Annotated in this window: 23 protein-coding genes; 19 read left to right on the top strand and 4 right to left on the bottom strand. The window is 45.5% G+C overall.

The window, feature by feature from the left end; all coding sequences use genetic code 11:
• Nucleotides 1-3 precede the first annotated feature (3 nt).
• The 11 genes from flgA (at nt 4) to B9G69_RS05885 (ending at nt 10182) form a co-directional block, all read left to right on the top strand.
• On the top strand, nt 4-933 hold the full coding sequence (flgA, locus tag B9G69_RS05935) for a flagellar basal body P-ring formation chaperone FlgA (RefSeq protein WP_265438004.1): 930 nt from the start codon (nt 4-6) through the stop codon (nt 931-933).
• Nucleotides 930-1700 carry a flagellar basal body L-ring protein FlgH gene (locus B9G69_RS05930; protein ID WP_254916879.1) on the top strand — a complete coding sequence of 257 codons (771 nt, stop codon included), beginning with the start codon at nt 930-932 and terminating at the stop codon, nt 1698-1700. Before flgA ends, B9G69_RS05930 begins: the two co-directional genes overlap by 4 nt.
• Complete coding sequence (locus tag B9G69_RS05925) at nt 1693-2700, top strand: flagellar basal body P-ring protein FlgI (RefSeq protein WP_088615580.1); 1008 nt, start codon at nt 1693-1695, stop codon at nt 2698-2700. Before B9G69_RS05930 ends, B9G69_RS05925 begins: the two co-directional genes overlap by 8 nt.
• Before the next feature lie 376 nt (nt 2701-3076).
• On the top strand, nt 3077-4243 hold the full coding sequence (locus tag B9G69_RS05920; protein ID WP_265438003.1) for a rod-binding protein: 1167 nt from the start codon (nt 3077-3079) through the stop codon (nt 4241-4243).
• A 101-nt stretch (nt 4244-4344) separates the two neighbouring features.
• Complete coding sequence (gene flgM, locus B9G69_RS05915; protein ID WP_088615578.1) at nt 4345-4674, top strand: flagellar biosynthesis anti-sigma factor FlgM; 330 nt, start codon at nt 4345-4347, stop codon at nt 4672-4674.
• Between the two features lie 130 nt (nt 4675-4804).
• Nucleotides 4805-5329: a flagellar protein FlgN gene (locus tag B9G69_RS05910; protein ID WP_254916877.1), complete on the top strand. Its 525-nt coding sequence runs from the start codon at nt 4805-4807 to the stop codon at nt 5327-5329.
• Nucleotides 5330-5432: 103 nt separating this feature from the next.
• Nucleotides 5433-6839, top strand: coding sequence for a flagellar hook-associated protein FlgK (gene flgK / locus B9G69_RS05905; protein WP_088615576.1), 1407 nt, complete (start codon nt 5433-5435; stop codon nt 6837-6839).
• Nucleotides 6840-6887: 48 nt separating this feature from the next.
• The gene (gene flgL / locus B9G69_RS05900) at nt 6888-7970 is read left to right on the top strand and encodes a flagellar hook-associated protein FlgL (protein WP_088615575.1); all 1083 of its coding nucleotides are present in this window, start codon (nt 6888-6890) and stop codon (nt 7968-7970) included.
• 60 nt (nt 7971-8030) lie between these two features.
• Nucleotides 8031-8258, top strand: coding sequence for a carbon storage regulator CsrA (gene csrA, locus B9G69_RS05895; protein ID WP_088615574.1), 228 nt, complete (start codon nt 8031-8033; stop codon nt 8256-8258).
• Between the two features lie 300 nt (nt 8259-8558).
• On the top strand, nt 8559-9086 hold the full coding sequence (gene fliW / locus B9G69_RS05890; RefSeq protein WP_088615573.1) for a flagellar assembly protein FliW: 528 nt from the start codon (nt 8559-8561) through the stop codon (nt 9084-9086).
• A 127-nt stretch (nt 9087-9213) separates the two neighbouring features.
• Complete coding sequence (locus tag B9G69_RS05885; RefSeq protein WP_088615572.1) at nt 9214-10182, top strand: hypothetical protein; 969 nt, start codon at nt 9214-9216, stop codon at nt 10180-10182.
• 66 nt (nt 10183-10248) lie between these two features.
• Here the strand turns inward: B9G69_RS05885 and B9G69_RS05880 are convergent, their stop codons facing one another.
• Nucleotides 10249-11472 carry a DNA recombination protein RmuC gene (locus tag B9G69_RS05880; protein WP_088615571.1) on the bottom strand — a complete coding sequence of 408 codons (1224 nt, stop codon included), beginning with the start codon at nt 11470-11472 and terminating at the stop codon, nt 10249-10251.
• 82 nt (nt 11473-11554) lie between these two features.
• On the opposite strand from B9G69_RS05880, the gene menA reads away from it, so the two are divergent.
• From menA to B9G69_RS05860, 4 genes are read left to right on the top strand one after another with little or no spacing between them, the layout of a single operon-like run.
• Nucleotides 11555-12433, top strand: a complete 879-nt coding sequence (gene menA / locus B9G69_RS05875) for a 1,4-dihydroxy-2-naphthoate octaprenyltransferase (protein ID WP_088617179.1) — start codon at nt 11555-11557, stop codon at nt 12431-12433.
• Entirely contained in the window at nt 12430-13416 is a 987-nt protein-coding gene (gene menC, locus B9G69_RS05870) for an o-succinylbenzoate synthase MenC (RefSeq protein WP_088615570.1), read from the top strand. The genes menA and menC overlap by 4 nt, the downstream gene beginning before the upstream one ends.
• A complete protein-coding gene (locus tag B9G69_RS05865) occupies nt 13398-14558 on the top strand; it encodes an AMP-binding protein (protein WP_088615569.1) in 1161 nt (386 codons plus the stop codon). The genes menC and B9G69_RS05865 overlap by 19 nt, the downstream gene beginning before the upstream one ends.
• A gap of 9 nt (nt 14559-14567) precedes the next feature.
• Nucleotides 14568-14873 carry a (2Fe-2S) ferredoxin domain-containing protein gene (locus tag B9G69_RS05860; protein ID WP_254916876.1) on the top strand — a complete coding sequence of 102 codons (306 nt, stop codon included), beginning with the start codon at nt 14568-14570 and terminating at the stop codon, nt 14871-14873.
• Here the strand turns inward: B9G69_RS05860 and B9G69_RS05855 are convergent.
• The 3 genes from B9G69_RS05855 to B9G69_RS05845 form a co-directional block, all read right to left on the bottom strand.
• Nucleotides 14870-16801, bottom strand: a complete 1932-nt coding sequence (locus B9G69_RS05855) for a hypothetical protein (protein ID WP_088615568.1) — start codon at nt 16799-16801, stop codon at nt 14870-14872. The two genes, B9G69_RS05860 and B9G69_RS05855, sit on opposite strands and share 4 nt — an antisense overlap.
• Before the next feature lie 115 nt (nt 16802-16916).
• Nucleotides 16917-17372 carry a YkgJ family cysteine cluster protein gene (locus tag B9G69_RS05850; RefSeq protein ID WP_088615567.1) on the bottom strand — a complete coding sequence of 152 codons (456 nt, stop codon included), beginning with the start codon at nt 17370-17372 and terminating at the stop codon, nt 16917-16919.
• Nucleotides 17373-17795, bottom strand: coding sequence for an acyl-CoA thioesterase (locus tag B9G69_RS05845; protein ID WP_088617177.1), 423 nt, complete (start codon nt 17793-17795; stop codon nt 17373-17375). It lies immediately after the preceding gene.
• A gap of 81 nt (nt 17796-17876) precedes the next feature.
• Between B9G69_RS05845 and B9G69_RS05840 the strand changes: the two genes are divergently transcribed.
• The 4 genes from B9G69_RS05840 to B9G69_RS05825 are packed head-to-tail and all read left to right on the top strand — an operon-like array spanning nt 17877 to nt 21781.
• Complete coding sequence (locus tag B9G69_RS05840; protein WP_088615566.1) at nt 17877-18836, top strand: polyprenyl synthetase family protein; 960 nt, start codon at nt 17877-17879, stop codon at nt 18834-18836.
• Nucleotides 18833-19906, top strand: coding sequence for a prenyltransferase (locus B9G69_RS05835; protein ID WP_088615565.1), 1074 nt, complete (start codon nt 18833-18835; stop codon nt 19904-19906). Before B9G69_RS05840 ends, B9G69_RS05835 begins: the two co-directional genes overlap by 4 nt.
• Nucleotides 19876-20634, top strand: a complete 759-nt coding sequence (locus tag B9G69_RS05830) for a class I SAM-dependent methyltransferase (protein ID WP_088615564.1) — start codon at nt 19876-19878, stop codon at nt 20632-20634. The genes B9G69_RS05835 and B9G69_RS05830 overlap by 31 nt, the downstream gene beginning before the upstream one ends.
• Complete coding sequence (locus B9G69_RS05825) at nt 20612-21781, top strand: hypothetical protein (protein WP_254916875.1); 1170 nt, start codon at nt 20612-20614, stop codon at nt 21779-21781. Before B9G69_RS05830 ends, B9G69_RS05825 begins: the two co-directional genes overlap by 23 nt.
• Nucleotides 21782-21784 lie beyond the last annotated feature (3 nt).

The following is a 21784-nucleotide window of genomic DNA, read 5'->3' as shown; positions in this document are numbered from 1 at the left end:
TTAATGAAGATACTTTTGGCTCTAACTTTCTTATTGAGTCCTCAAGCCTTTGCTAGGCCTGAGATCTCTATTCCGTCGACAGTCGAGATTTCCCAGCGTCCATTGTTGCGTTTGGGGGATGTTGCTGTCGTTAAGGGTGCAAGTGAGTCACTGGTTGCGCAAATCGATTCTATCGTTATTCGTGAAGATGCCCGCGAACTATTGATCTCGCAAAAATTGGAAGCGAAAGAAGTTTTGACCATCCTGAAAAAGGAAATGGAACAAGACGATGAATTCCGCAAAGCCAATCCTGCATTCCGTATCCCCAGCACTGTGAAAGTGGAGTTTGCTAAAACTCCGGTGTCACGTGACGAGGTTCAACGTAAGATTATGAATTATTTGACGGCGCGCTGTGCGGATTGTGAATACAAGGTCACAATTCAGTCGACGCCCAATCCATCTAATCGCGCTTGGGATCTTGATATGTCTCAGCTAAGTGCTAAGGGTGGCTTTCTTTTGCCGATCCGCGACGGGGATTCACGTCAAATTAAATGGATCTCGGGCAATATTCGCGTTTCTAAATTAACCCCGGTGACGACGAAACTCATCTCACAGGGGGAGCGTGTAACTTCTCAAGATCTTCAAATGCAAATGGTCGATGTGACTTTTGCTAAAGACAACAGTCTTAGAATTGAAGATGCAAATGGGCAGTTAGCCGCTCGCGCACTTCCCGTCGGAACTCCAGTATGGGCTTCTGATCTTCAACGTGAACCGGCAGCTAAGAGGGGACAGATAGTTAAAGCCATAATTGGCGATGACACGTTCGAGGTCTCTGTGAACGTCCAAGCAGAGGACACAGGCTTTGTTGGTGATTTGATTAAAGTTAAAAACTTGGAAACACAAAAAGTTCTTTCAGCGGTGATCGCTGAAAAAGGCGTGGTGAAGTTACAATGATGATTTTTGGTAAAACCCCCATCGTTAAATTTGCTGCTGTAATAGCTATTTTTGCAGCGATGATACTTAGCACTGGTTGTGCAACAGTGAATGATTTTGTCGCTTCTTTAAAGGGCAAAGAAGACAATCCGCCACTTGAAAAAATAAATTCAGCGCCACGATATTCTGATGCGGCGAACATGAAAGTTCCCACGGATCGTCAGTATAAACGTATGACTAAAAATCGCATGGAAGAAGAATCTGAGCTTCAATCAAACGCGGGTTCCACGTGGGTGATGGAAGGGCAAGGCTCTTACCTATTTGCGCAAAACAAAATGCGTCGTGAAGGTGACATGCTGACTGTAAAGTTGGATGGCACGGCTCAGAAACAGGTTGAAACAAAAGTTAGTGTTATTAAAAAGCTGTTGAAGCAACTTGAAGAGCAAGAGAAACCTCAAGCACCGTTAAGTAACGGTTTGGCGGCAAATGGTGACGCGAATCGTGCGCCAGCAGCGGCGGCAGCTCCTGCTGCAGACGCTCCGAAAGATGACAAAGAAGGTTTGGCAGATGTTCAGGCCATTCCATCTAAGATCGTAGAAAAACTGGCTGACGGAAATTACCGTGTGAAAGGCCAACAACCTTTCATGATTGGCAAACGTGAATACAAAGTTATTTTAACAGGCATGTTGCGTCCCGAGGACTTCAATGACGAGGGGATCACTTCTACAAAACTACTCGACCCTCAGTATGATGTTGTAAGCATCAGAAGGAATGCCGCAAATGAATAAATTTTTTAAGATTATCACTCTTGGTTTGTTATTGGTGGCAGCTTCTTTGGAAACCGCTCAAGCAGCGCGTTTGAAAGATATCGCTAATATTCGTGGAGTTCGTGAGAATCAACTTATCGGTTACGGTATCGTAGTCGGTTTGAAAGGTACGGGCGACGGAAAAAATGAAATGATGAGCAAATCTATGGTGCGCATGTTTGACAAATTGGGTGTCAAACTTGAAGGCCAGGATTTCGCAAGCAAAAGCGTTGCTGTTGTTATCATCACTGCTAAAATGCCTGCTTTTGGTAAAGCCGGTAATCCCATCGACATCACAGTCAGCACTGTGGGCGATGCCTCTTCTTTAGCTGGTGGTACACTGTTGCAGTCACCATTGCGTGCTGCTAACGACGAAGTGTTTGCAGTCGCACAAGGTTCCATCGTTATCGGTGGCGATCCGAAAGATGCACATTTAACGTCGGGACGAATTCCAAATGGAGCAACGATCGAACGTGATATGACAGCAGATTTTGCAACTCGCAAAATGTATCGCCTGACATTGATTAATCCTGATTTTACAACGGCAGCTCGCACCGTATTGACCATCAACAAAGAGTTAGGTGGTCACTATGCCTCTGCGAAAGACGCCGGTACAATTGATATCATCACGCCATTCTCCTATGAAAATCGCGGTGTCGAGTTGCTTGCAACGATCGAATCTATCGACATCAATCCTGATATGAAAGCGCGTGTTGTTGTGAATGAAAAAACCGGCACGATCGTGATCGGTGATAAGGTGAAGATTTCTAAAGTTGCTATCTCTCACGGTTCATTGTCCGTGAAAGTGGGCGAAGGCAAAAAAGCTGTCGATGAGAAAGTCGCAGTTCTTGATACAGGCGTTAGCGTTGGTGAATTGGTGCAAGCATTGAACAAGATGGGAGTCGGGCCTAAAGACCTGATTACTATACTTCAGTCCATCAAGGCAGCTGGAGCTTTGCACGGGGAACTGGAAGTATTGTGAAATTTTTGTTTCATAATGACGCACCTTTTAATAAACTGAATTTATATGTCTTAGACACATGGAAGTGTTTAGGGCGCGGGGAGGGTGAGGAAGAGATCGCGAACCATGGATGGTCAAGAGTACAAGTTTTCTCGCAGGAAACAGAAGCAAAAGGTCAGCACGGTCACGGAGTGACCAAATTGAGCCAAAGCTACACTCTAAAGAGTCAAGTGCAGGATGCACAAGATTCTCCGAATCTCACTCCCCATTTTTTTTCTTCTTTCACGTTTTTAGTTTCTGACGACGACGGATTGTCGAGAGGCTCCCAGCGGAGCTTTTCTCTTCGGACAGTCCTCGCTCATAATGGTTCAACTTTATTAGTATGAATAGTGGTTCGATGAATTCCATTTTTTCTACATTATCCACAGCACTGCGGAACTTGATAAAAGCTCCGCTGGGAGCCTCTCGCCAATCCTCTTTGCTAGATTCTGATGGTGAAGAGAATAAAATGGGTCGAAGACCCAATGGTGATTTTGCGGGTTCAGTGGCGTTGTCTTCTTTTGGCGATGGCTTTGAAGTTCCTGTGGCGTCGGGGAGTCATGTTCTTCCTTTTGTTCCGGTTAAATATGTTTCTTTAATTGCTTTGGTTTTTGTTGCCTCGTTTGCTGCGCAAACTCGCGCGGAGATCATGGATGTTCCTTTGGAGGTTAATCCGGCGGTGCAGGCGCAGATGGATGCGGCAAAGAAAGCTCAGGAGGAGAAAGAGGCGGCTGCTAAGGCTGCTGCTTCGCAGGGCGCTTCTCAAGCTGGGACTGTGGATCCGAATGCTCCTTCGGTTGATCGAAGTAAATTTAAAAATTTACCTTCTCGCTTTATGGGACGACCTCAACAGAAATCTGCGGATGAAAAACTGAAAGATGTTTCGAAGATGTACGAGAAACATTTTTTGGGTGAGATGATGAAGGCTATGAGGTCTACTGTTCATGAGAGCGGATTTATTCAGGTGAATCAGGCTGAGAAGATTTTTCGTGAGCAGCTTGATGGTGAGTATGTTGATAAGTGGAGCGAGAAGGGTGGCATAGGTCTTTCGAAAGTGATTTATGATCAGCTTATCGATAAGTACGGAGCACAACTGGGAATTAAGAAAACAGAATTGAAACCCATGGGCCCTATTGCTTTAAATGAGAAAAGTAATTTTACGGCTCATCAGTTCCGTCATCCGGGTCGCAATCAAGATTCTATGTCGTATCGCATTTCTCGAACGACGCCTCCTCCGGTCGCGGGAGCACAAGCGGTGCAAGCCTCTGAAAATCAAGTGAAAGCCCCATGGGGTGGGACTTTGCGGACGGTGCGTAACTTGGTGGATAAACAGACTATGTTAGAAATCGAACACGACAATGGTCTAAAAAGTCAGGTGGTCTTCAAGGGCGAACTGTCTCAAATTGAGACAGGTAAAAAGGTGCAAGCTGGCGAGACCCTTGGCATTTTGAGCCCAGAGGCAAAAAGCTTGTACTGGACAGTGGAACCAGACCATCAGACAGGGAAAGAAACTGTCTCAGAATGATTTGGTAGAAATGTCTCGATATGGTACTATGTTAAGAATGATAGAGTGTTTTCCAACACTCAAAACTCTGAAAGATTCAGAGTTAGAAAGAGGAGCTGTCGATGAAAATTACGCACAATAAAGTAGGTCAAAATTTGAACCTTACTGATGCTGGTAAATCCGACAAAGCTGCAGGCGTAGCAGGTAAAACTGCAAGCAAAATTGCTGATGTTAAAGCAGATGCAATTGCACAAGCTCAAGATGATTCTTCAAAAGTTCAATTGTCTCCTCGCGCGCAAGAAGCAAAACGCATCAAGGAATTGGCTATGTCAGCTCCAGATGTTGATGAAGCGAAAGTTGCGAAGTTCCGCGATATGATCGACAAGGGAACTTACAAAGTTGATGCGAAATCAATCGCAGACAAAATGGTTGATGAACATCTAGAGTTTTAATTTTCGCCCTACGGCACGCGATGCTAGTGGATGCTAGTATCGCAACAGCGACGGACGCTGACTAACTCTCCGAACAAAATAGCGCACGAAGCGCGTGAATAGACAAACCTACTTCACAAGGACGATGAAGATGGATGTAGCAGTAGCAGACAGAGCGTTCCAGAAGCTCGAAGCCAACTTAGAAGAACTCACAAAAATTTACCGCACACTTCTTGATCTTGTTCGTAAAGAAAAAGAAATCCTTATCCGTGCAGATCGTGAAGCATTGGAAGAAAACAATGCGCTGAAGGAAGAAGCTCTTTATAAATTAAGAGCCCAAGATTCTTTGCGCTCTCGCTATGCAATGGACCTTGCGGGGATCATTGGTGGCGATGTTGAAAATCCACGCCTGTTGGAGCTAGCTCAGAAAATGGCTTTCAATCCAGCAGCAGCAGATCGCTTGCGCACTCAGCACGCCGCTTTAGACATGTTGATCAAACGTATTACTGATATTAACAAGAGCAACGAAGAGTATGCACAAACAGCTCTTAAAACTTTGAACGGTGCCTTGGACAATATCAAAGAAACTTTGTCTGGTAAGAAAACTTACGAGAAAAAGGGTGGGTACAAATCTGGCCCTCAAGTTTCTGGTAACTTTGTCAGCAAAGAAGCCTAGGCTAGTTAATTGCTCCAACGAAATCGGAGCAAACTAGTTTATACTGTGTAAATAAACGAACCACCCCCACGGATTGCCAGGATGGCGATCTCTAGGAGACAGAATGTCGAAGATTTCGGCAATGATGGACACCGGTAAGCGCTCGCTGATGAATTCTCAGACAGCGTTGCAAACCGTCGGTCATAACATCGCCAATAAATCCACGGAAGGTTTCTCTCGTCAAAGAGTGGAACTTCTTTCGAACGTTCCTATTGGTGAAGGTGGTTTGCAAATCGGTATGGGTGCCCGTGCCGGTGTCGTCACTCGCGTTAATAATCCTTGGTTAGAAAAACAAATTCAAAAAGAAGGCATGAGCATGGGCTATGAAGACGCCCGCGCTGATGGTCTTTCTCGTGTTGAACAAATCTATAACGAACAAAACAACAAGGGTCTGAATCAATACGTAACAGACTTCTTTAATGGTTTCCGTGAACTTTCGAACAACCCCGAATCTTTGGCGTCTCGTACAATGGTGCGTGAGGCGGCGGTGGGTATGACGAAGGATTTCGGTCGCGTGACTTCTCAGTTGCGTGGCGTTCAAGAAGATCTAGATGCGCAACTTAAAACAACAGTCGGCGAGATCAACGAAATCACAAAAGAGATCGCGTCCCTGAATGAAAAAATTCAAACTATCGAAGTTCAGAAAGTTCCGGCCAATGACGAACGTGACCGTCGTGATTTGTTGCTAAAAAAATTGGGCGATAAAATCGATATCACTTGGGCTGAGGGGCGCGATGGCTTAGTAACGGTGACTGCAGGTCGCACAGCGATCTTGGTTTCTGGTATTGGCTCGTCAGAATTGAAAGCACAACCCACAAACACTCGTGATCGTATGGAAATCTTTTTCCAAGGTACGGGGACTCCAGCGAACGTAACTGAACAGATCACTGGTGGTCGTATCGGTGGTATTTTGAATGTCCGCGATGAAGTGGTCGAAAATCTATTAACTCATGTCGATAATCTGGCTTACACATTGGCGACAGAAGTTAATAAGGCCCACATTGAAGGTTTTGACCGTCATGGTAAAAATGGCGTTTTGTTCTTCGAGCAACCTGAACAAGTCAAGGGTGCGGCGTCGACGATGTCTATGAATAGAACTATTTTTAATGACGTTTCTAAAATCGCAGCAGCCTCCCGTCCGGATGCAGCTGGTGATAACACGGTTGCCAACGTGATCTCTGCCTTGCAATACAGACAGGTGATGGATGGTGGCACAGCAACTATGGACGACTACTATAACACGCAAGTGGGACAAGTCGGTGCCATGGTTCAGCGTGCGGTGAAATCGCAAGAGTCACAAAAGAACGTAATGAATCAACTGACGAATATCAGAGAGTCGATCAGCGGTGTTTCTTTGGATGAAGAGACGACGAAAATGATCGAGTTCCAAAAAACTTACGATGCATCTGCGCGTTTGATCAAAACAGCGGATGAGATGTTCGATACAGTTCTTAACTTGAAACGACTATAAACGGCAATAGCCGAGCAGAGCTGTAGCTAAAGCAGCGAAGGATATGAGATGAGAATCGCGGATAAAATGGCTTTCAATCAGGTAAATCAGAATCTGGGCAAAAACCGCTCAGACATGTCTGAATTACAGAACCAAGCCGCGACTCAAAAACGTATCAACAAGCCTTCTGATGATCCTTTGGCAGCAGCACGCGTACTTGCTGCCAGAACTGAAGAGCACGGTAACTCTCAATTCGTAAAAAATATTAACAACGCCAAATCTTTCCTCGAGTTTTCAGATCAATCACTGGGTGAGCTTTCTGATATCTTGGTTCGTGCGAAAGAACTTGCTGTGTCCCAATCGAATGATGCCAGTGGTAACGCTGAGACGCGTATGGTGACGGCTTCAGAAATTGAACAGATTTATAATCAGGCTGTACAAATCGGTAACCGCAAGCTGGGTGAGCGGTTCGTATTTGCTGGTTACAGAACTCAAACAACTCCATTTGACCACGCCGGAAATTACTTTGGTGATGATGGAGACATGAAGGTTCAAACGAACAAAGACTCCTTCGTTGCCATGAATATCCCGGGTAACAAGGTGTTTTTGGGCAGAGGCTTAGACGGGGATGGTATCGTTCGTCCTCGTTACGAGACTCCCACAACAGTTCAAGACGTTAAAGAGTTCCAACAGGAAGAAATTAACCGCAAAGAACAGAACGAAGACGTGGAGCGCAATTATTTAATGACTCGTGGTCCCGCAAGTGAGTTCCAAAGCAATGGAAAGCACAAGCAAGACCCGGTAACAGGTGCTCAAGGCGTGAACCTTTTCAACGTCCTTAAGGGCATGGAAACCAGTCTGAAAGCCAATGACAAGGAAGGCGTCCAGGAGTCACTGGATCTTCTGGATCAGGCAATTTCCCAAGTAGTTCTCGCTCGTTCCGAGGTTGGGTCCAGAGTTATGGCCGTAAATAACACCATGGATTCCCTCCAAAAAGCGATCGTGGATAACAAAACGACGGCTTCCCAATTGGAAGACGCGGATGCGTTCCAAGTTATCTCTGACATCAACAAGACAGACAGCACCCTTAAAGCTACTCTCGAAACGTCGGGAAAGCTTATTCAACCAAGCCTTCTTGACTTTCTAAGATAAAAATAATACCTACAGTTCCGCTAAATTTTACCGATAACGACTGCAGCAAAAGGAGTTGTCATGCTGGTTCTCACACGGAAGTTGGGTGAAAGCATCGCTATCGATGATCATATCAAGATCAGAGTAGTACAGATCAAAGGGAAACAAGTTCGTCTAGGAATTGAAGCCCCTAAAGATACTAAGATTCACCGCGAAGAAGTTTACGTCGCTATTCAAGAACAAAACGTTCAGAGTGCTGATGTATCGGCTGACAAGTCTCGTTCTGTCTCCAAGTTATTAAAGCCTTAACAGCCTTAAGAGGGATGTGCCGCTAAGCAGGCACTTTCCGCGTGGGTCGTCGTCAGCGTACAGGCGTACGCTTTCCTCCTTCCGCCTTGAAATTGCCTACTTATCGACACATCTGTTTTGCGTTTCTGGCTTCCGCTTCGCGGGTTCGCCCCCTTCGGGGTTGATTGGACTGCGTCAATCCATTGAATTTTATTGAGTCTCCCTGGATTTAGGTCCAGATTTATAAGAGCACTTACCCTAAATTTATCCTGGCGTGTCTAAGATATGGGTAAGTCCGCTTTGTCTAGAGGGGGAATTCTAATGATCATTTCAACATCGAGATTCGGCCAAGTTGAGCTGAAACAAGAAGATGTTCTGACTTTTCCGGAAGGCCTACTGGGCTTTGCGGATCTAAGAAAGTTCGCTCTTCTCGATGATCCAAGTGATGAGATCTTTGCTTGGTTGCAAAGCTGCGAATCTCCGCATATTGCTTTCCCAGTTCTGGAGCCAGAGTTGTTTGCTCCAACTTACAAAGCAAATTTGACTAAAGGGGATATGGAATCGATCAAGTTGGCTTCAGCTGATAAAGCGCGCTTCTTTTCGATTGTGACTATTCCAGATGATCCAACGCAAATGACAGCCAACTTGAAAGCTCCAGTGGTGATCAATGTTGCTGAAAAAATCGCACGTCAGTGCGTACTCCAAGACAACAACTTGGCGATCCGTGAACCAATCTTCACGAAACTTCAACAACGTGTTGTGCAAAATCCAGCGGTGGCGATCAAAAATCAATCTACTGGTATCGATGTGGCGACGAAGCTGCATGTCGTAAGAGACGCAGAACTATAGTTCGGATTTTTAGAGGAATTGAGGAAGGCTTCAGTCGCAAGATTGAGGCCTTTTTTATTACCTGCAATAAGGCTTTTCTCCTCTGAAAACCGTGCTATCCTGAATAAACAGCGGAGGCCATTTTTCAATGAAACTTTGGGGATCTTTGTTGCTGCTTTCATGCAGCCTCATTCAAACGGTGACAGTTCCAGCGGTGGCTGCTCCGGTTCCTCATATCTCCCTGTTTTGGGAAGTTCAGAATTGGGAATCCGTGTTCGGCGTGGTCACAGCAGCGACGGGGAATGACAAATTCGAAAAGGGTTCCCGCGATATTTTAAAATCACAAAAAATTGATCTGACCCAACCCTTTGCCAAAGTGGAATTCGATGGCAATAAGGCACGTATTGAAGGTTTGAATGAGCCTTTGATTATGGGTGCAACAGCGGCCGAGTTCACTTATCAAAACGTGGTCTTCACTTACAAGCCTAAAAAAAGTGTGAAATCTAATTTCGAGGAAATGCGTAAAACTTGGAAAGCATTTCCAGAGTTGAATTTCCCAGAGAGTCTTTCAACTCGCAAATTGGCAAGTGCGGAAGCACCCGTGTATGCGACACTTTTTACCTTTGTGGGAGCTGCCGCAACGTTGGGTGATACCGGTATTCCTGTGGGTGGGTACTTTGGATTCAAATGGTATAAGAATTCGTCCGATCCTATCGTTCTGGAATGCAGTCCGGGCAAAAGCGCTCAGGTCAAGGGTAAAGACCGTTTGGTGGTCGAAGCCCTGCCGGATGGTCAGCAGATTTTCTATAGCGAAACCAGCGGCCAAAAGGGCATCAAGGGCGAGCTAGAAAAGATCACTTTGCGCGGGAAAGAAAGCTATGCAATCACAAACGGCAACGAAGCCGTGAATGATCTACGCATCGCTGATGCAGTTGAATTAAATAAGAAATTAATGGCGATGAAAACTTTGTGCGCAAGCCCTGAAGAGGTCGAGCACTTCAACAGTTCTTCTCGCCGTATCCAAGAAGCCATCAATGCCGGCAAAGTAAAACTGTCATTGGAGCACAGAGCTTCAAACGCCGTAACAGATCCTGATTCAGCCAGCGGCTTCCGTTAAAAAGGTGGAAACAAAAAAGGCACGGTTACCGTGCCTTTTTCATACGTAAAGAGTACCGGATACCTTTTAGGTTGTTTCCAGCTGTGGAAGGGATTTTTCGGTTTTTGCTCCCAAGCGTTTTAAGTCTTCGACTTGGTCAATGAGGTTGCCACGACCTTCGGAAACTTTCTTAATGACTTCTTCGTGAGCTTTTTGAGCAGCACCCAATTTTTCCCCTAGGTTTTGGATGTCTTTAAGAAGGTTTGCGAATTTTTCATATAACAGACCACCGCGTTTTGCGATCTCTAGGGCGTTTTTTTCTTGGCGATCTTGTTTCCATAGAGCTGTCACCGTTCTTAATGTTGCCAGCAATGTCGTGGGGCTGACGATGGCAATATTGCGCTCCCATGCGTATTGGAAAATGTCTGGTTTCAACTTAAACGCCAATGCGAATGCTGGCTCCAATGGCATAAACAAGATCACGAAATCTGGAGAGATCAACTTGTCAGCGGCATGATATTTCTTTTCAGATAAACCATCGATGTGCTTTTTCAAAGAATCGATATGGAATTTACCGAAGCGCTCCTGCTCCTCTAACGATTCTGCAGACGAGTATTGTTCGTAAGCCACCAAAGTCATCTTAGAATCGACGATCAAGTGCTTGTTATCGGGAAGGTTCACGATCACGTCAGGACGAAGCATTTGCCCGTCTTCTCCGCGTAAATCCATGTCAACGCCTTGAACGATGTACTCTTCGCCTTTACGAAGGCCCGAACGTTCCAAGATGTTTTCTAAAATCAATTCGCCCCAGTTGCCTTGAGTTTTTGTTTCACCTTTCAAAGCTTTCGTTAAATTCTGAGTTTCGGTGGACATGACTTTGTTCAGTTCCATCAGTTTCGTAAGTTCTCCGCGCAGCACACCGCGCTCGGAACGCTCAGTGGAGTAGGACTCTTCCACTTTCTTTTCAAAATCTTTGATGCGTTCTTTTAGGGGTTCCAAAACAGAAGAGATGTTTTTGTGGTTCTGATCCGCAAATTTTGCGGACTTTTCCTCGAAAATCTTTTGAGCCATGTTTTCAAACTGCGTGTTCATGCGGTTTGTAAGCTCTTCTTGCTGTTTGCGAGCTTCGCTCATCAAAGCTTTGGTGTCAGCGAGGTTCTGCGTCAGAAGTTCGTTCTTCATCTGCAAAGATTGAACGTCAGCCATCATTTGCGACTTTTCAGACATCGCTTGGGCTTTAGATTTGAAATAAACGACGACACCGGCAATCAATGCACCTGCGAGAAAAGCGATCAGGGTTACAAAGTTCACGGGGACCTCCTCTTAAGTTTACGATTCAGATTTGCCATTAGAAGTGCTTTTGGTCACATGAAAAACAGTGTATGATGCGCCCATGAGTCAAATTAAGAGTGTTCTTTTAGCTTTCCGACCTAAAACCCTCACTGCGGCTTTGGTGCCATGCCTGGCTGCGACTGCGTTGGTGAAAGCCATCGGTCTTTCCTGGGATGGGCATGTTTTATTTTATGCCTTGGCAGCTTCCTTCCTTATCCAAATCGGTACGAATTTAGTGAACGATGCGGTGGATTTCAAAAAAGGTGCTGATACTGAAAAACGTATTGGTCCTCAGCGCATCACGCAGGCCGGAATTTTGACCGGCAATCAAGTGATGGCTTTGGGCTCTTTGTGTTTCGCTTTGGCCATCGCTTGCGGCATTCCGCTCGTAATGAAGGGTGGGATGGTGATCGTGGCGATCGGTATTGCCTCGGTTTTGATGGGTTACTCTTACACCGCGGGTCCGTTCCCCTTGGCATACTTGGGATTGGGTGATCTGTTTGTGATCTTATTTTTTGGTTTGCTGGCGGTCATGGGAATGGTGTTCCTAAATACTGGTGACTGGATGATTGAAGCTTTTGTTTTGGGCTTGCAAATCGGTTTCCATGCGACGGCTTTGATAGCAGTGAACAACTTGCGTGATCATGCGGGCGACCGTTTAGTGAACAAAAAGACCTTGGCTGTCCGCTTTGGGGTGAAGTTTTCTCGTTACGAAATCGCTGCGATGGCTTTCTTGCCATTTGTCTTAAACCTTTACTGGTGGTTTGAAGGGTATAAAATCCCAGCTATCGTTTCGTTATTTGCGCTTCCGTTGGCGGTTAAGCTTACAAAAAATGTTTTCAAAACGGAACCGGGACCTGTTTATAATAAGTTCTTGGGTCAAGCAGCAGGGTTGCACTTGGTCTTTGGACTTTTAATCACCCTAGGATTTGCACTTTGATTAAACTTAGCTACTACGAATACACGCTCACTCCTTTTACAACTTTGAATGCAGTCAGCGCAGGCCTTCCTCGCCGCGGAGCTTTGATCAAAGTGGAGTGGCCGCAAGGATTCGTGGGCTATGGTGATTTGCATCCTTGGCCAGAGTTGGGCGATACGCCGTTGGATGAGCAGTTGGCAGCCCTTAAAAAAGGAAAAATCTCTCCGCAAGTGGAGCAGACGATTTGGTTGGCTCGCAAAGATGCGAACCTTCGAAAAAAAGGAAAAACAATTCTGACAACTGGAGAGAAAGTTCGTAATAACTTTCTGATTTCAAATTCCGCAGAAATCATTCCGGGTTTTCTTGATGAATTAAAACGCCAAAGTTTTTCGACAATTAAACTGAAAGTCGGTCGCGATCTTGAGGCTGAAGCTCTTGCAATCACTCGCATGGCGGCAGCGGGTTTTAAAATTCGTTTGGATTTTAATGGCACAGGCAGCTGGCAGACCTTCGAGCGATTCTTTAGCGGTCTTTCTGCTCAGGAAAAAGTTTGGATTGAATACGTCGAAGATCCATTTCCCTACGATGCTGAGATGTGGGCAGATGCTAAGAAGCTTGTGAAAATCGCCTTGGATGCTCCCTATGAAAAAGTTGCTTGGGATACTATGACTAAGGCACCGTTCGATATTTTGGTTATCAAGCCAGCAAAAATGGATGTTGATAAGGCGATCGAGCGCTGTAAGAAATTTGGTTTAAAAGCTGTTGTTACAAGTTATATGGATCACCCCGTCGGGTCATTTGGTGCCTTGGCGGTGGCGATGGAATTGAAAGAGCTCTATCCAAATATGATGTTGGATGCGGGGTGTATGACTTATCGTTCCTACCAATTAGACCAATTTGCGGCGGCAATCAATACCACGGGTCCTTTCTTTGCCAATATCAAAGGTACTGGAATTGGCTTTGATCTGATCTTAAGAGATTTGCCATGGCAGAAACTCAATTAAGCACGGCGCTTTATTCCGACGACAATCTGATATTACTAAATCCGCGATGGCCTTTAGCAGATTTTAAAACGCTTCAAAATCTTGCTGAAAAAGCGCAACAAGAGCGTGGTTTAAAAAGCCATGTGTGGATCGCGACATCGGGCTCCACGGCGGAGTCTGCAAGTACGACGAAGCTAGTGGCTTTATCTAAAAACGCGTTGAGGGCTTCGGCGAATTCCGTAAATAAGCATTTGCAAGCAACGGATCAAGATGTGTGGACGCAAGTTCTGCCACATTTTCATGTGGGCGGATTTGGAATTGAAGTTCGCGCGATGTTATCAGGGGCTCGTGTGGTTCCGGCGCTTAAAGATGCGCGTTGGGATGCGGATCATTTCTATAATATCTTGGTGACAGAGAAATGCACACTCTCTGCTTTGGTCCCGACTCAGGTTTTTGATTTAATCGAGCGTGGCTATAAATCGCCCGGTCATTTACGAGCTGTTGTTGTCGGCGGGGGAGCTTTAGAGGTTTCGTTATATGACCGCGGTCGTGCGTTGGGTTGGCCGCTTTTGCCAAGCTATGGAATGACCGAAACGGCTTCGCAAATAGCGACTGCCAAATTAGACTCCTTGAAAGACTCTGTTTATCCTGAAATTGAATTGCTGTCTCATGCGCAGGCCAGATCGAATGCCGAAGGTTTTTTGGAAGTCACCGCGGAGTCATTGTTCACGTGTTATGCGCAAAACACCTCTGAAGGCATAAAACACTGGGATCCTAAGGTTGGAAACTGGTTCACGACAGAAGATCGCGGTGAAGTGCAAGGTCAGGCCTTAAAAATTTCAGGCAGAAGCAAGGACTACATTAAAATTGGCGGCGAGGGTACAAATGTCGCCAGACTGCGGGCGCTTCTTGAACAAGCCGTATTAGACCTTGATCCGCAGTGGGCAATGCAAGTGACGCTCTTAGATATGCCCTCAGAGCGATTAGGCTCGGAAATTCATATGGTTAGTACCTTATCTGAAGACATGAGCGCGAAGATTGCAGAATCGTATAGTGCAAAAGTTTTGCCGTTTGAAAAAATAAGAAAGACCCATACTGTGTCGAGTATTCCGCGCAGTGACCTGGGTAAGATTTTATGGCAGCAGCTAAAGAAATTATTGTAGGAGTAAGCCATGATTCGCAAAGAAGAAAATCCTTGGAGTGATGCCGTTGTGATGATTTGCACTAAGTGTGGTAAATCAATTTCGGGTATGAAAGAAGCGAACGTCGCAGATTTTTTAAAGATGTATTATAAGAAAAGCCTGAAGGAAAGCGGTGACGGGAAAAAAATTCGCGTAGTGACTTCGAGTTGCTTGGATATTTGCATTGATGAGTTTCAGGCGATCACCGTTGCGTCTAACGACAAAACAGAAAGCTTCATCATGCATCCTGAAAAGGATCGTGAAGCTTTCTTAGAGCTTTTGAGAGAAAAGCTCTAAGGACCAACTGCAAACGTCCCGTACATGAGTGGCAAAGTTAGAAGGCCTGTTCCTGTAAATAAAAGGGTCAGGCTTGTTCCTGTGTAGCTAGCGGCTACTTTCACATAGAACTTATAATTATTCGTACTGTATGGACTGATAGCTGCAGGAACATTTTCAGCATAGCCTGTTGTACAGCTTGAATCCGTATACAATGTGACATCACCAGCTACGGAGCCTGCCGAGTTTACTGTGAATAATAAGTTGATAGGACTCAAGGCAGGGATGGCTGTTCCTGTCGAGTCAGATAAGTTCAACATCAAGTAAGTACAAGTATCTTTCGTGATGGTATAACTTTGGGCCATGTCGAAATAATAGTTCGTTGCCACGACTCCCACAGTCACATCACGAGTGACAGTATTTAATCCTGTCGATGACATGCTGATTTGGCTTGTCGCATTTTGTCCTGCAGTGGCTTTCACATAAACTTTCGATCCAATAGCCCCTTGAGTGATGGTTAAGGTCGAAGCTGAAGTCGAGCATCCAGAATCAGAATAGAATTCAAGGCCTGCCGCCGTTTGGCTTGAAGCAAAGCTGACGAAATAGTCTTTGTCAGCAGGAACAGATGTCCAGTTGCTGTTTGCGGTGACGACGGTATAAGGATGGCAGATGTTACGGCTTAAAGTATTTGGACCCCAGAAATCAATTTTTGCAACGGCAGTCTTATCCGACAAATCAACTCGGAATGGAATCGCAGGTGTATCGAAATTCGAATCCGATGCGGTGTAGTTCAGGTTGATTTTCGTGAATGTCGTCGTGCTGGCGCCCGACATTGCATATTTTGCGTAAATCGTTACGGAGTAAACGGAAGGGCCAATTGTTGCAACTGTTGTTGCCGAAGATGAAGAGCAGTCGCTTGCGGCAAAGAACTGAAGTTTTGAGTCGCTTGGACTTAAAGTTAAGTTTACAGAAGTATATGTATACGGAGATGTCTTGTTGTAATCCATGCGCTGCAAAGTCACAGGATAGCAGACGTTTTTATACATCGTTGATGGCATGTCAGTGGCTGCGATAAAACGACGGCTGGAGGCCGGATCACGCAAAATCACAGCCGTTGCTGTGGATGGTGCACTTAATGAAGACAGATTCGTCACATTAAATCCAATAGCCGTATCCAGGGGAGTTGTTGGCATCTTTATGTAAATGAAGATGTTACTTGAGTTTGCTGCAATTCCGAAAGCAGTTTTAGGATTATAAGTTGATAAGCAATCGCTGGCAGAGGAATAAGCCGGAATATCGGCGCCGGTAGTGTTAGACAATCCGAATGTTAAAGCTGTGCGCGATGATGTTTCATTTCCATTGGCATCAACCACCACAGCATTAAACATTTCACAAGTACCCGCACCACCAAAACCTGCCGGAAAGACTTTGCGCAAAACCACTTTGGCAGCTTGTCCACTTTGTGTGGGGTCGTTTTTCTTGGGATCCGTCAAAGTCAAAGTTCTGGTGTCACCGAACCACGCTTCACCTTTTATATAGATGTTTGTGACATCAGTGCTGTCACTGTCAGTATCAATACCCCATGTGTTTAAGATGTCCGATTTGGTCAGATAGATATCAAATTTTCCATCAGCACAATCGTTGTCATTGGTAACTGTCGTACTGGTATTGCCAGCAGTTGTTGCCGTCGTCGTGGAAGACGGTGCGTATTTCCAAGTGGCATCGTCAAAACTGATAGAGATTGAACCCACGCGCGGATCACACGTACCCGTGATGCGAACATAGCCTTGTGTTTCCAAATCCTGATCAAAAGGACTTGAACTGGTTAAAACCGGTGCTGCTAATTTTCTTCCTAACGTTAACACGTTAACGGCAGGGTCTTCACACCCTGATAGAATAGCCACCGATACGAACAGAAGTAAGGCTGATTTTACACTTGCGTGGATCATGCATTACTCTTCGTCGCCCAAACCTTTTGTCTTAAGACCTAGATTGAGAAACTTTCAGATTGTAAGAATAGTGCAAGATTGGCGTCTCAAGATGTTTCAAAGCGAGACGTGGGGATTATTTTCCCCAGCCCTTTTCGCTTTCGATTTGTTCGCGTAATTGGCGCTCGATGCTTTCGGCGGGAACAAGGTTGCCGCGTCCTACTCCAGGACAGAATGCTTTCACATCCTTTGCCCAAGATTTGGCATTCATAACTTCCGGCCAGAACGGCCATGTACGACATTGTGTCGGGCGAGCTTCATACATTCCGCAGCCCTTGCCTTTAAGGAACATGCAGTCGGTATTTTTTGGATCTTCTTTCAAGTGCCAGATGCCGCCCGTTTTTTCGCAGTAACGACGGGTGAACGCAGCAGTGCTGATGTTCATGTGCTTAGCAAAACGTTGGCGGTCCTCAAGATTCAAATAAACAAATCCGTATTCTCCGTGAGAAGTACAGCATTTGCCTGAACCCGTGCATTCAAAACGAACGCCTTCACGCCACCATTCTTTGCCTGTGAACTTGAACTCTTCCAATTAAACTCCCGGTTGTTCGAGGTAAGGTTCCAAGCGCGATTTCATTTTCGCTGGAATCGCCGCTTTCTGTTTCGTCTTCATATCCAAAACGGCATGCACCATCGTAACGATGGCATGTGTTTTGGTCCCTTGAGTGAAAACGTATTTCATCTTGTACGAAGTTTCCCCAAAACTCGCAACTGTAACTGCGATGTCGTAGGTTTCTCCGGGGAAAAACGGCGCCAGATAATTGGCTTCAGAGTGACGAAGGGGGATCGCAAAATCCGGATCGTGAAAATATTCTTTCCAGGTATACCCGGCATCCACAATGAATTGCTCGAAGGCATCGTGGGCAAAACCGTAAATATTCCCGAAAAACATGATTTTCGCAGGGTCAGCTTCCCTGAAAGTCAGGGTCTTTTTCGTTCGGAAGACTTTATTCATAATGACTGGAACTTTAAGGCTGTTCTGCCCTTGACAGCAAGCGCGAATATCGCCATTTTGGGGCCTCATTAGGAGTCTTAATTGTCGCGCAATGTCATTGATCTGAAAGTCTATGATTCCAGGGATTTCCCTGCCTACCTACCAAAGCTGAATAAGCTTTATGACGACCTCTTTTCTGGAGGCAAAGGATTCCGCGCGAAATTGATTCGCATGATGGCTTCGAGTATTTCCTTGGACGGAAAATCGGAACATCTGTTGGCGCAAACGATTGAGTTTATTCACAACGCTTCGTTGTTGCATGACGATTTGATCGATCGTTCGCATCTTCGTCGTGGCAAAACGACGGCATGGTTAAAGTTTACTCCGGAGTACGCAGTCCTTGCAGGGGATTACTTGCTTGCACGCGTGATGGTGAATCTTTCTGGCCACGGCAATATCAAACTTGTTCAATACACAGCTGAAATCATCTCGGACCTTTTGGAAGGCGAGTGGTTGCAGGACTCTGTGATCGGCGATTATTTTGTGACTCTTGAACAGTTGGATCGCATTCATAATTTGAAAACGGCTTCGTTGTTCAAATGGTGTATTCGCGCTCCATTTATTGCACAGGAACGCTATGATGCTGAACTTCACCAAATCTTGGAAGAGATGGGGACGTTGCTGGGTCAGTTATTCCAACGCTCTGATGACCTTTTGGATTATGACATCCGTAACGAAGAAGGCAAAGCGATCTTGGGAGATCTTAAATCAGGTTACCTAAATTCCTTCGGTGCCTACATCACGGCCGGTCGTTCTCGCCAAGAGATCGATCAAATCGTAAAGTCTAAAAATCTGGAACAGTACTATGCAAGCATCGGCGGCAAAGAAACTTTCGATAAGAAAGTGGAAGCCTTCGACGAAATGAACAAAGGTTTGATCGCCATGTACGATCATCACTTGGAACGTTTGAAAAAGCATTTGAAACCTGGTGAGGAAAAACTGATCGATCAACTTCGTCCGTTGACTGAGATTCTTTACTGGAGAAGGAAGCCTTCTTCGTGAGTGAGTTCGTTACCTTAAGCAAAAGCTCGCCTCAATTCGAATCCTATCTGCTTGGCACTTTTGCCAAGGATAAGCGTGCTTTGCCTGTACAGACGCTGAATGTAAATTCAGCCTCTGAAACAGTGACCTTCAAAATCGTTCCGGTGAGTTCCCTAGAGTTTCCTCCGCGCATCGTGCGCATTATGAAGACGGTCAAGTTCAGAAGTTTCCTATTCATCTTAGTACCTCTTTTTTTAATTCTGACTAAAAACATCGCGGATCAGACGATTCGTGATCCGATCTCTTGCCTGATTGCGACGATCGGTGTGATCTTTGCCTTTATCTCTGTGAACCTTCGCAATGACTATACTGATCACGTACGTGGTGTGGATCGAGTCCTTGAGCGCAGTGGCAGTCGCGCCATTCAAAATGGTTGGACGACGGCTTCACATATTAAAAATCTCTCGACGACTTTTTTGATCCTGTCGTTGATGTGTGCGGTCCCAGTGATGATGGCCTACAACGAAGTAGCCTATGTGGTAGTCGTGGGAGCGATCATCGGTTTGTGGGCACAATTCCAAAAGCGCATTTCGTTTAAATATAAAATTGGTGGCGAGATTTCGTTATTCTTGATGTTTGGTCCGTTGTTAACGGTGGGATATCAGCTGGCAATGGGTGCGCCGTTTGATAAAGAATCCCTATGGATTGGTGTTGTTTGGGGTTGGGCCGTATTATTTGTGGTTCATCTTCGTAACTTCATCAACATTTTACCAAGCAGTCAGGCGGGGTTCCGAAATACCGTGAATTGTTTGGGCTTTGATCGTTCTCGTCGTTTGATCGCGCTGTGGTGGGCGATTTTCTTGTGCATCAATCTGTTTTATCACCTGGTCTATGCTGGTAAGTACTGGGGTATTTACGTGAGTATTGCCCTGGTGTTCTTGTCGTTCACCTTTATTTCTAAGTTAAAAAGTCTTTCAAGCCCGGTGGGTGGTGATCTGCGCCAGGTTTTCAAATACGGTTTCACTTTGTTCTTATTCACAATTGGACTGTGGGTGTTTGAATGTCTTTGGTATCTGCTGCTGGCGAGATAAAAAAAATCTGTGTCATCGCCGATGAAGCAGGAATGGCTAAGGGACAGCACTGGTCGCAGTTTTTAAACTGTCCCCTAAATCCTCCATCAATTGATTCTTATTATTTCCGATTCAACATCGAAGGCGATCGCGTTTTCGTGCGCGATCAGGACAAGCGTTTGCTTGAATTTGATTTCGATAAAAACCATCTGGATTACGAGCGCAAGGGTCACCGCGGAAAACAAGAAATGATCGCTAAGGCGTTGGGTGCTGCCAAAGGCTGCAAAAAGATCTTAGATCTTTCTGTAGGCATGGGGATCGACAGTGTGTTCCTGACTCAGTTGGGATTTCAAGTGACGGGTGTGGAGCGCTCTCCGGTTTTGTATGCGCTGTTAAGTGAAGCCTTTGCCAAAACTCAGAAAGAATATCTCAAATCCTATCAGCTGCATTTTGCAAACAGCTTGGATTTCTTGCGTGAACAGAAAGGTAAAATCGAAATCGATTCGATTTATTTCGATCCCATGTATCCGCATAAAAAGAAATCGTCTTTACCGAAACAGGAAATGGTGGTTTTCCGCGATCTAGTTGGTCACGACGATGATGCCGCTGAAGTTTTAAAAGAAGCTTTGAAGTGGCCCGTAAGACGTGTGGTGGTGAAACGACCTATCCATGCGGAACAGCTATTGCCGGGCGTGATTCATTCGTTTGAAGGAAAGGTGGTTCGTTATGATTCTTATGTGGTTGGGTAGTTTTGTCCTGATGATGTTTGGTCTAACGATGTCGCAAAAATATGCGGCTTTGCTTTTTCAAGGATTCCAAAAATATTTCCTCGATAAAAACTTAGATCAACCGAAAATGATCAAAATGTTTCAATACTGCTTGGACGTGGTGTTGCTCGAAGTCTCTCCGCAAAAATCTTTGTATGCGGGAATGGGGCTTTATAACTTGCGCGTTCTAAGTTTGCGTCCCGCCGTTCTGGTGATGTGTTTATCCACGATCGGTGCATGGTGGGTGGCTCTTCTGGGAATGCTGTTTTTAAGCTTTAACGGATCCTTCCTGTTGGGGCTTTGTGTTTTGGGTCTGATTTCGTCTGTACTGACTCCTAAAACGCGCACAGTTTTACAGTGGATCATGGGTACAGGAATCTTTTTGATTGGTGGCGAGTTGGTTCTAAAAAACTCCAACGTTTTAATTATGGCCTTGGGACAAAGTGAATTCGCCTTTTTCTTGGCGGATGGACGAATCGTTTCGATTGTTTCGATTTTGTTGGCAGCAGCGTTGATTAGCTTGGTTGTGCGAGTGGAGTTCTGGTCTCTGGCTTTGGGATTGTCGTTGTTATTCGTAAACGCGATTTCCATCAATGGAGCTATTGCCTTGGTCGCAGGGGAGCGCATCGGTCGCATGCTGCTGTTCTGGTGGCACACGAGATCTTTGAATCAAGATTGTCGTCGTGTGGGTATGCAGTTTTCGTTGGCTTCTATTCTGGGAACGATTTTGGGCTTATTGCTGGCTGGTGAAGTGCGTGTAACCATGAACATGGGTTACACTTCCGAGATGACCGCGTATCAAGACAAAAGCGTTCAATTTGTGCTCTTGTTCTTGATTATTTTGGGCGTCGAGTTCGTGGCTCAGATGGTTTGGGGACACTTCGGAGGAGCAACGAAGGTCGACGAAATCCAGGATGCTAAATATATTTCTGCAGTATGGTTCTCTGAGGAGTATGCATCAGCGGGTGTTTATCAGTGGGCTAAAGCGAAAATTCACAAGCGCCTCAGTGAAGTTCGTTATCACATGCAGGGTCTAAATAGCCTGCAGCAAGGGCAAGTTCCCGAACACATCCAACTTCGCCTTAAAGCCGAAGAAGCCGAGCTGACAAAGATCGAATCTTTGATCTAAATC

This window comes from Bdellovibrio sp. SKB1291214 (assembly GCF_002209355.2).
In the GTDB taxonomy this organism is placed as follows: domain Bacteria; phylum Bdellovibrionota; class Bdellovibrionia; order Bdellovibrionales; family Bdellovibrionaceae; genus Bdellovibrio.
This window is presented reverse-complemented; position numbering and strand designations above follow the sequence as displayed.